This is a genomic window from Dethiothermospora halolimnae, assembly GCF_037577855.1.
GTDB classification, from domain to species: domain Bacteria; phylum Bacillota; class Clostridia; order Tissierellales; family VENL01; genus Dethiothermospora; species Dethiothermospora halolimnae.
In genome coordinates this window covers 1-2378 of the sequence record NZ_JBAKFX010000129.1, presented here as the reverse complement: position 1 = coordinate 2378, position 2378 = coordinate 1, and the positions used below count along the sequence as shown (strand labels likewise).

At 33.5% G+C, this 2378-nt stretch carries 2 protein-coding genes; both read left to right on the top strand.

The annotated features are described in order from the left end of the window. Positions 1-258: 258 nt before the first annotated feature. Positions 259-501 carry a TM1266 family iron-only hydrogenase system putative regulator gene (locus tag V6137_RS20855; protein WP_425449878.1) on the top strand — a complete coding sequence of 81 codons (243 nt, stop codon included), beginning with the start codon at positions 259-261 and terminating at the stop codon, positions 499-501. 233 nt (positions 502-734) lie between these two features. After that, positions 735-2147, top strand: coding sequence for a [FeFe] hydrogenase H-cluster radical SAM maturase HydG (hydG, locus tag V6137_RS20850; protein WP_425449877.1), 1413 nt, complete (start codon positions 735-737; stop codon positions 2145-2147). Positions 2148-2378 lie beyond the last annotated feature (231 nt).

Genomic DNA, 2378 nt, shown 5'->3' with positions numbered 1-2378 from the left:
CTTTACAAGTTTATCTTCACAGTATGAAAAATTCAGATTGTCTTAGTGAACCGCCGTATACCGAACGGTACGTACGGTGGTGTGAGAGGCCGGTAGATAAATTAATTATCTACCTCCTACTCTATTAAGTTAATAAACCTATCTGTATCCATACATAAACTAAAACTTAAGAGATAAATAACGAAATTAGTAATAATTATAATAATTGTATTATGTTATAATTATTTTAATATAAATATTTTTAAGGAGGGTTCTATGATGAAAAGAATAGGAGTAGTAGGAATAGTTATAGAAGACATTACCCATGCAAAGGAAGTAAACATGATACTTCATGAATACGCAGATATTATAGTAGGTAGAATGGGGATACCCTATAAAGAAAAGAATTTATCTGTAATATCAATAATTGTGGATGGGACTTCCGATGAAATAAGTGCCTTAACTGGGAAACTGGGAAGAATAAATGGGGTTAGTGTAAAATCTGCATTAACAAAGGCATAAAATATATTTAAAGGGGTATATATAAATATATCCTAATATGATATAATATTAACAATCAATCGGTTATGTTGGTTTAACTGGCATAATGGATTAACTAAAAGATCTAACCTAATTACAAGGTGTATCTAAGTAAAAGGGGAGGAAATATAAATTAATAGTACTCTAATAGTACTATATTTAAACCTCCTTCCTTTTTTGGAAGTTTTTTTATTTAAATAAAGGGAGGTTTTTTTATGAATATTAAAGCAGAAGATTTTATTGTGGATTCTGAAATATTAGACTCCATGGAGTTTGGAAAGAAAATGGCTAAAGACAAAGATTATTTGAGGGAAATACTAGATAAAGCAAAAACTGCCAAGGGACTTAGTCATAGAGAGGCGGCAGTACTACTTAATGTTGAGGATAAAGACACATTAAATGAAATGTACAAAACCGCTAGAAGTATAAAGGAGAGTATATATGGAAATCGGATAGTTATGTTTGCCCCTTTATATGTAAGTAATTATTGTGTTAATAATTGTGAATATTGTGGTTATAAACATTGCAATGAAAGTTTAAAAAGAAAAAAATTAAATATGGAGGAACTAAAAGAAGAGGTTAGGATATTGGAATCCCTAGGTCATAAAAGATTGGCACTAGAAGCAGGGGAAGATCCTATTAACTGTGATTTAGATTATATCATTGAATGTATAGAGAATATATATTCTTTAAAGTTTGATAATGGAAGTATTAGAAGGATAAATGTTAATATTGCAGCTACAACTGTGGAAAATTATAAAAGATTAAAGGATGCAGATATAGGAACCTATATATTATTTCAAGAATCATATCATAGACCAACCTATGAAAAAATGCATATTTCAGGACCTAAACATAATTATGATTGGCATACCACTGCAATGGATAGGGCTTTTCAAGGTGGTATAGATGATGTGGGTATAGGAGTTTTATATGGTCTTTATGATTATGTTTATGAAACAATTGCCATGATAATCCACGGAGAACATCTTGAAGAAACTTACGGAGTAGGTCCTCACACCATATCTGTACCAAGACTTAGGGCTGCAGAAGGGGTAGATATAGATAGGTTTCCATATTTAGTTTCCGATGAGGAATTTAAGAAAATAGTTGCGGTATTAAGACTAACGGTCCCATATACAGGAATGATACTTTCAACAAGGGAAGCACCAGAATATAGAGCAGAAATTTTATCTTTAGGTATATCTCAGGTAAGTGCAGGTTCGTGTACTGGAGTTGGAGGGTATGTTGAGGAACATGGAGATAATAAGTTGAAGGATAAACCCCAATTTGAAGTGGAAGATCATCGTTCTCCAATAGAGGTATTAAAAAGCTTGTGTAGAACCGGCTATATACCAAGTTATTGTACAGCTTGTTATAGAGAAGGAAGAACTGGGGAAAGATTTATGCCCCTTGCGAAAAATGGTCAAATCCATAATGTATGTCTTCCCAATGCCATAATAACCTTTAAAGAGTTTTTACTAGATTATGGTGATGACGAATTAAGGGAAATAGGAGAAAAAACTATAAAAGAGGCTTTAGATAAGATACCTAAGGAGTCATCAAGAAAGGCTACGGAGAAATATATTAAGAAATTGGAAAATGGAATTAGAGACTTGAGATTTTAGACCCCCTTTAAAGGGGTCTTTTTTATGTGTGCCCAGCATGGACACAGTCTATAGGGTGAAAGTCCCGAACACCGAAGGTGATATAGGTGCTAGCTGAAGACAAAGGTGTCCACCGTGAGGTGGAATCTGAAGGAAGTCGGCGGCAAAATCCCGGTCTGAGGTATACGAATCACATTTGAGGCTGTCTATAGTTGGATAAGGTTGCATAACAAACTAAAGTCCGTATCACCC

What these genes read in the sequence shown, in the direction of transcription:
- hydG (WP_425449877.1), top strand. Translation starts at nt 735, where the DNA reads ATGAATATTAAAGCAGAAGATTTTATTGTGGATTCTGAAATATTAGAC.
- V6137_RS20855 (WP_425449878.1), top strand. Translation starts at nt 259, where the DNA reads ATGAAAAGAATAGGAGTAGTAGGAATAGTTATAGAAGACATTACCCAT.